This is a genomic window from Pseudomonadota bacterium (assembly GCA_010028905.1).
Lineage (GTDB): Bacteria > Vulcanimicrobiota > Xenobia > RGZZ01 > RGZZ01 > RGZZ01.
Map to the genome: position 1 here is coordinate 1 of RGZZ01000295.1, position 6,449 is coordinate 6,449.

Consider the following 6,449-nt stretch of genomic DNA (forward strand, 5'->3'; position numbering starts at 1 on the left):
AATGGACAGCATGGTGGAACTCCCTCTCCTCGTTCAGTGATAACAGAATCTCACGTCTGCCCGATTCGAGGTAGATCCCAGATGTAAACTTGTGACGCGTTCGTCTCAACCGACCCCTGTCGACCCGGGATGACAGAGGGATATACGTTCAGTTCTGCGGTGAGGAGGGGGGGGCGGTGCCGAGCCCGCTCCAGGCATCGAACGCGCGCAGCCACGCCGGGTCGGCCTTTCTCAGGCGGGCATCACGATGGGTGAGCACGTCGGCGAAGGTCTCGGCGGCCACCTCTCCAGGGGCCTCTGCGGCGTGGCGGCCGTGATAGGGATGCCCCGGGCTCTCCTGCGCTCTTCTGAATGCGAGATCGCGCGACAGGGCGTAGTCGTCGTAGTGTGCGGGATCGTCGGCGCGGTGGCTGTCTTCGAACGCGTGCCCGAGCTCGTGGAGGAGGACGTCGCGGCCCCCTTCCTGCGGGCCGAGCGCGTCTGCCCTCACCATCACGGTGTGGGCGCGGTACTCGCCTCGAACCGCCCCGCTCTTCCACGCCTGGAGGGATTCGGTCTCGGCGTTGGCGATGCGCTCCGTCGAACCCTGGCCATCGACGCGGACGAAGGTGTAGGTGGGAACCAGCAGCTCCGCGTCGTAGGCCATCATCGATCGCTGGTCGGGTGGCAGCGACGACTCGTCGACGCCATAGGCCCGCTGTGCCTGCTCGATGCGTGGGCCGTTGAGACGGGTGATGAGGGTTGCGATCTCCTCGCGCTCGCGGCGCGTCGTGGCGCCGCAGCCATCGGCCAGGTCGCGCAGGCTCACGGGCGCCACGCGGGCGAGCCGCCCCATCTGAACGGCTTCGGCGGTCATTGCGGGCTCGAGGAGGTGTCCGGTTGCTTCCTGCACCTCGCGCCTGGCGACCACATCACGCTGCTGCTGCAGGCTGGCCAGCTTCTGTCGGGCCAGGATGAGGTCAGCGCTCGGGGGGGCGCTTCCAGCCTGGCGCTCGAGGCTCACGACCTGACCCTGGAGTGTACTGATGCGGCTGCTGTAGATCTGGTTGATTCTCGCCAGTGCCGCGCGGGCCGCGGGAACGAGGGAAGGGCTGCTGTAGGCGTCGAGCGAGACGGGCGTGACCACGCCGGCGTCTCGCGGAGTCTGTCCGGGCTGTATGATGCGAATGCGTGTGGCGTGTCGGGTGAGGGCTGTCAAAACCTCGTCGGGTACCCGTGAGAGGCTGTTCCGCGCCTTCTCGAGGTCTGCGGGCGATCCGCCGCTGTCGGCGAGCAGCGCGTTGATGCGCTGCTCTCGCTGCGACGCTGAATCGGTGGCGACAAGGGGCTGGGTCGACGCGGCCACGCTGTGGCTCAGGCTTGTCACAGGTGGGCTGGCGGAAGCCATCGACGCCGCCACCGACAGCCCCAGAACGACGGTTGCGAGAACCGAGGGCCGTGACGCGACGGGCGACGACGCCGCTGCGGAAATCGGCGCGGGGGGAGGCCCGATGGCTGTACGGTCGGGTTCGCCCAGGGCATGTTCCTGTGCGGCAGTCACGGACCGCGCGGGGAGCGAGGAGGTCAGCCAGGGAGAGAGGGGCGGTCGCGATCCGATCTGCATGCCTCTGAGGGTATCACGTCTCCCTGAAAGAAGCCAGAAATCAGCGCCGCGCCGTCTCTCGTGGCGCCGTGACGACCCAGGGAGCACAGGAACGGACGAGGGGAGGCGCGGGGGACGCGCCGAATCCGTGCCCATGCGGTATTCGCGCGCCATCTGTCTCGTCACGCTGCTGGTGGCCTTTCTCGGGCCGGCTCTGGCAGCCCCCCAGCCGGACAAGGCGACGGCTGCGTCGTCGCAACCGTATGTCCGGGTGGTCAAGAACCGCTCAGGTCGTCCAGAGGCGCTGCAGACGTCGGTGGTTGTGCATCGCATGCCGGGCGGGCAGCGTGTCGATCTGGTGAGCGCGGTGCATCTCGGCGAGGCTTCGTACTACGCTGGCCTGAACAAGCGCTTCAGCGGGTACGATGTGGTGCTCTATGAGCTCGTGGTCAGCGGCGATGGGGCCCCTGTCACGGGGCCCGTGGTCATTCCCCGCGATGAGGGGAGCGACTCGTCTCTCTCACAGGTGCAGATGATGCTCTGCCGCCTGCTCGGATTGAAGTTTCAGCTTCACGCCATCAACTACGCGGCGCCGAACTTTCGTCACGCCGATCTGTCGTACGCTGAGTTCCAGGCGGCCATGGCCCGTCAGGGAGAGTCGACCACCGATCTGCTGATGAAGGTGCTCAAGATCGCCATCTCCAACGCCGACCAGCTCGACAGCGGCGAGCTGAGCGACGTCGAGATCATCACGATTCTGGCGCGTGGCCCCAGTCCCCGTGAACAGCTGGCCCTGCGCCGCATGTTTGCTGCGTGCTTTCCCGAGATCGAGCGCCTCACGTCCGAGATTCAAGGCAGCACCCTCATCGCAGGCCGAAACAAGCGCGCGATCGAGGTGCTCGACCGCGAGCTGAAGCACGGTGCCAGGAGCGTGGCGGTGTTCTACGGCGCCGGCCACATGCCCGATCTCGCGCGACGCTTGCGCTCAAGAGGCGGAACCGTGACGCGGTCGGAATGGATCACGGCGTGGAACCTCGTCGATCGATGACGTGGGCGCAGTGAGCCGGGCTAGCCGTCGTTGACGATCTGATCGAGAATCTCGTCGAGCACGTCGTCGAACACGTCAGCGTTCACCTGACAGGTGCCCACCTGTTCATGGCCCCCGCCACCGTGCATCTTCATGAGGGCGCCCACGTTGGTCTTCGAGGAGCGGTTGATGATGCTGTGCCCGACCGAGATCGCGGTGATCTTCGGATCCGGCGTCCGTATGAGGCGGACCGAGATGTTCTGCTTGGGGAACAGGGAGTACTCGATGAAGCGGTTTCCCACGGGGGCTTCCTGCAGAGACCGCATGTCGAGGAGGATGCAGTTCTTGCGAACCTCTGCGACATCACGGATGAGCACGCGATACTGCTTGTCGTGCTCCCAGTAGCGCTTCACGCGCTCCTGCACGTCGGGAAGGGCCAGGATGTCATCGATCTCCATCGTGCGGCAGTACTCGATGAGCTCTTCCATCAGGCGGTAGTTGCTGATGCGATAGTCCTTGAAGCGCCCGAGGCCTGTGCGCGGGTCCATGATGAACGACAGCAGGTACCATCCTTTGGGGTCGAGGATCTCTTCGGCGGTCAGGTTTCCGCTGTCGCAGCGGTCGACGGCCTCCATCATGACCTCGCGGTCGGGGAACTTCTCGGCTCCGCCATAGTACTCATAGATGTTGCGCGCGCAGCTCGGCGCGGGCTTGGATACCCCCTGGAAGTCCGGCGTGAACAGGAAGACATCGCTCTCACTGGAGTGATGGTCGAACCACAGGCCGCACCCTGGCCAGTAGGGTACGTTGGCCAGCACGTCGTTCTCGTCAATGGGAACCTTGCCGTCCTGGATATCCTTCGGATGAACGAACTTGTAGGCGTCGACGATGCCCGCCTCTTTCAGCAGCACCGCGCAGATGAGCCCATCGAAATCAGAGCGCGTCACCAGTCGCATGAATGGACAACTCCTCCCAGGGTTGTGGTTCCATTCGCGTGTGGACCGACGGTTCCCTCGCGATCGCCGGGGAGGACGAGATGGCCTGATCGCGAAGGCGGGAGGAGAATCACTGCAGACGCGGTAATGCTATACACTGCCTATACAGTATCTATACCGAGACAACCATAGAAAGCAGACATTGATACCATGATCAAAGATGTCCAGGGACAGCAGGACGGTCGCGGCGTGGCGATTCAACGCGTAGGCGTGAAGGACGTGCGCCTGCCGTTTCTCGTCAAGGAGAAGGACGACGGCTACCAGTCGGTGCTCGGATCGGCCACGTTGTCGGTCGACCTCCCGCATCAGTACAAAGGCACCCACCTCTCGCGCTTCATCGAGATCCTGCTCGACTGGAGCAAGCGTCCCATGAATGCCGAGGAGGTGAAGACCATCCTCGACGCCACCCGCGCGCGTCTCGACGCTCAACGGGCCCGTCTCCAGCTGGGGTTCAAGTACTTCATCGGCAAGCGCTCTCCCGTCAGTGCCATCGACCAGATCATGGACTACGACGTAAGCTTCGATGGCGCGGTCGACGGCGACAGCTGCACGCTCACGCTGGGCGTCGACGTGCCCATCACCACGCTGTGCCCGTGCTCGAAGACCATCTCGAAGTACGGCGCCCACAACCAGCGCAGCGTTGTGCGGGTAAGGGTGCGCTTCACCGAGGGAGCATCGATCTGGATCGAGGACCTGGTCCGATCGGTGGAAGCCAAGGGGTCGTGTGAGCTCTACCCGCTGCTGAAGCGCGAAGACGAGAAGTACGTCACCGAGCGCGCCTACGAGAATCCCAAGTTCGTCGAGGACGTGCTGCGTGACGTCGTGCTCATGTTGCGTGACGATCCCCGCGTGACCTGGTTCGAGGTCGAGTGCGAGTCGATGGAGTCGATTCACAACCACAATGCCTTCGCGTGGCAGAGCGAGGCCGCTCCGTTTGTCGCGGCCGGCGCGCTGGAGGTTTCAGCCGAGGTCGTGCGCACCTAGTGCCCTCGGCCCCCGACACGCCCCGTGAAAGCGGGGCGATGCGGCTGCCGCCGGGGTGGTACGCAGTGTTCGAATCGCGTGAGATCCGACCGCGTAGACCCCTGGCGGCGGTGCGCTTCGGCCTCGATGTGGTGGCCTGGCGAGACGAGCGGGGAGCGGTGGTGCTACAGGAAGATCGCTGTCCGCACCGCTCCGCGCGACTCAGCCTCGGCGAGGTGCGTGAGGGCGGCATCGTCTGCCCGTTCCACGCCTTCCGCTTCGGGCCCGACGGGACGTGTCGCCACATCCCCGAGCTCGGGCACGGCGCTGACGGGCTGCGCGTTCTCACCTTCCTGACGCGCGAGGAGAACGGTCTCGTCTGGGCATGGTGGGGGCCTCGCGCAAGCGCGGAGGGCACCTCTCCCCCCTGGTTCGAGAACATCGATCCGCGCGCGGCAACGCACGTGGTGCGCGACGAGTGGCCCACCCATTACACCCGCGCGGTGGAGAACCAGCTCGACTACGCCCATCTGCCCTATGTGCACCGAACCACCATCGGCCGCTTCGCGAAGGAGGGCGCGCCGCCCCCTCAGATGCGCCTGGAGGATGATCGCATACACTTTGCCCCTGGCGGCGGCGAGACCTACATCGAGTTTCGCTTTCCCAACCTGTGGCAGAACCGAATCAGCCCGACCTTCTCGCTCACGCTCTGCTTCGTGCCCGTCGACGCTGAGCGCACCGCCCTCATCCTGCGCACACACGTCTCCTCCGTCACGGCGCGTCTTCCTATTGTGGGCCGTGTCTTCCTGGGGCTGTCGGGGGTGCTCAACCGCATCATCCTCGACCAGGACCGCCGGGTCGTGCTCTCACAGCGCCCGCTCGACGCGATGCGCGCGAGCGATGAGGTGCTGGTTCGCAGCGACGCAGCGATCCGATTCTTCCGTGGCTGGATGAACGACCGCGCGTGGTCATTCGAGCGTTCAGAGGCTGCAGGAGAGGCCCCGACCCCCTCCGCGTAGGACGAGGCGGGCCTGCGCAGGGCTCGCATCCGAAGAGAGCCGCTCCTGGACGAGATGGGAAGTTCGTGCACCTGCCATGAGCAGCAGGGTTCTTTCACCTCAGGAGTGAATTCACCCCTATCCAAGACGAGGAGGAACACGGTGAGTCGGGCGTCTTCGAGGGGGGCATATGCGTTTGTTGACAAGCCCGATGGGGCATCTGTCACGCGCATTGCAAAGCGCGTGATCGTCCTCGATTCTGACACGGCGTCTGCCGGTGCGCTGGCCGATGCGGCGCGTGCACTGGGCTATGAGGTGACGGCCGTCGCTGCCTCCTACCGAGAGGCGCTCGAGTCGATCGTCACGCGCCGTCCGCAGGTCGCGCTCGTCGGCACCGATGCACACAGCTGCCACGCAGCCATCGACGCCGCGGCCGCGTTTCGCAGGGTGGTCGGGCTCCCCATCGTGTTCATCTCGTCGTGTGATGACGCGGAGACGATCGATCGGATGCGTCAGGCCCGTCCGCTGGGGGTGTTGCTTCATCCCCTGGCTCCCGCCCAGCTGAGGGTCACCATCGAGACTGCATGTGAGGTTCCGTCTCGCGACATCGACTCCATCGGGTTGCCATCTCGTCTCGAGCAGGTCTTCGACTGGGCGGGGCTGGGGGCCGCGCTGCTCGATTCCAGGGGAGCGGTGGTCGACGTGAACCGCACCCTCGAGCACATGCTCGATATCGATCGGGGGAGCGACCTGCGCCTTGAATCGCTGTCGCTCCCGGAGATGGCTTCGCGCGAGCGACGCCTCTTCGAGCAGCTCGTCGCCGGTGAGAGCCAGTTCTACCGCTTCGAATGTCGCTATCGCCGTGTCAGCGGAGAGCTGGGGGT

General features: G+C 65.2%; 6 protein-coding genes. 4 read left to right on the forward strand and 2 right to left on the reverse strand.

What is annotated here, in order from left to right; translation table 11 throughout:
* Positions 1 to 148 precede the first annotated feature (148 nt).
* Complete coding sequence (locus tag EB084_17220) at positions 149 to 1,603, reverse strand: hypothetical protein (GenBank protein NDD29999.1); 1,455 nt, start codon at positions 1,601 to 1,603, stop codon at positions 149 to 151.
* A gap of 133 nt (positions 1,604 to 1,736) precedes the next feature.
* Between EB084_17220 and EB084_17225 the strand changes: the two genes are divergently transcribed.
* Positions 1,737 to 2,630: a hypothetical protein gene (locus EB084_17225; GenBank protein NDD30000.1), complete on the forward strand. Its 894-nt coding sequence runs from the start codon at positions 1,737 to 1,739 to the stop codon at positions 2,628 to 2,630.
* 20 nt (positions 2,631 to 2,650) lie between these two features.
* Here the strand turns inward: EB084_17225 and EB084_17230 are convergent, their stop codons facing one another.
* The gene (locus EB084_17230) at positions 2,651 to 3,565 is read right to left on the reverse strand and encodes an exopolyphosphatase (GenBank protein ID NDD30001.1); all 915 of its coding nucleotides are present in this window, start codon (positions 3,563 to 3,565) and stop codon (positions 2,651 to 2,653) included.
* A gap of 192 nt (positions 3,566 to 3,757) precedes the next feature.
* On the opposite strand from EB084_17230, the gene EB084_17235 reads away from it, so the two are divergent.
* From EB084_17235 to EB084_17245, 3 genes are all read left to right on the forward strand, one after another.
* Positions 3,758 to 4,588, forward strand: a complete 831-nt coding sequence (locus tag EB084_17235; protein NDD30002.1) for a GTP cyclohydrolase I FolE2 — start codon at positions 3,758 to 3,760, stop codon at positions 4,586 to 4,588.
* A complete protein-coding gene (locus EB084_17240) occupies positions 4,588 to 5,586 on the forward strand; it encodes an aromatic ring-hydroxylating dioxygenase subunit alpha (GenBank protein NDD30003.1) in 999 nt (332 codons plus the stop codon). Before EB084_17235 ends, EB084_17240 begins: the two co-directional genes overlap by 1 nt.
* A 141-nt stretch (positions 5,587 to 5,727) precedes the next feature.
* Positions 5,728 to 6,449, forward strand: a 722-nt coding sequence (locus EB084_17245; GenBank protein NDD30004.1) for a PAS domain-containing protein, incomplete at its 3' end; no start/stop codon positions are given.

Excerpts from the sequence above, each read along its gene's own strand:
- EB084_17220 (NDD29999.1), bottom strand. The coding sequence starts at position 1,603 with ATGCAGATCGGATCGCGACCGCCCCTCTCTCCCTGGCTGACCTCCTCG.
- EB084_17225 (NDD30000.1), top strand. The coding sequence starts at position 1,737 with ATGCGGTATTCGCGCGCCATCTGTCTCGTCACGCTGCTGGTGGCCTTT.
- EB084_17230 (NDD30001.1), bottom strand. The coding sequence starts at position 3,565 with ATGCGACTGGTGACGCGCTCTGATTTCGATGGGCTCATCTGCGCGGTG.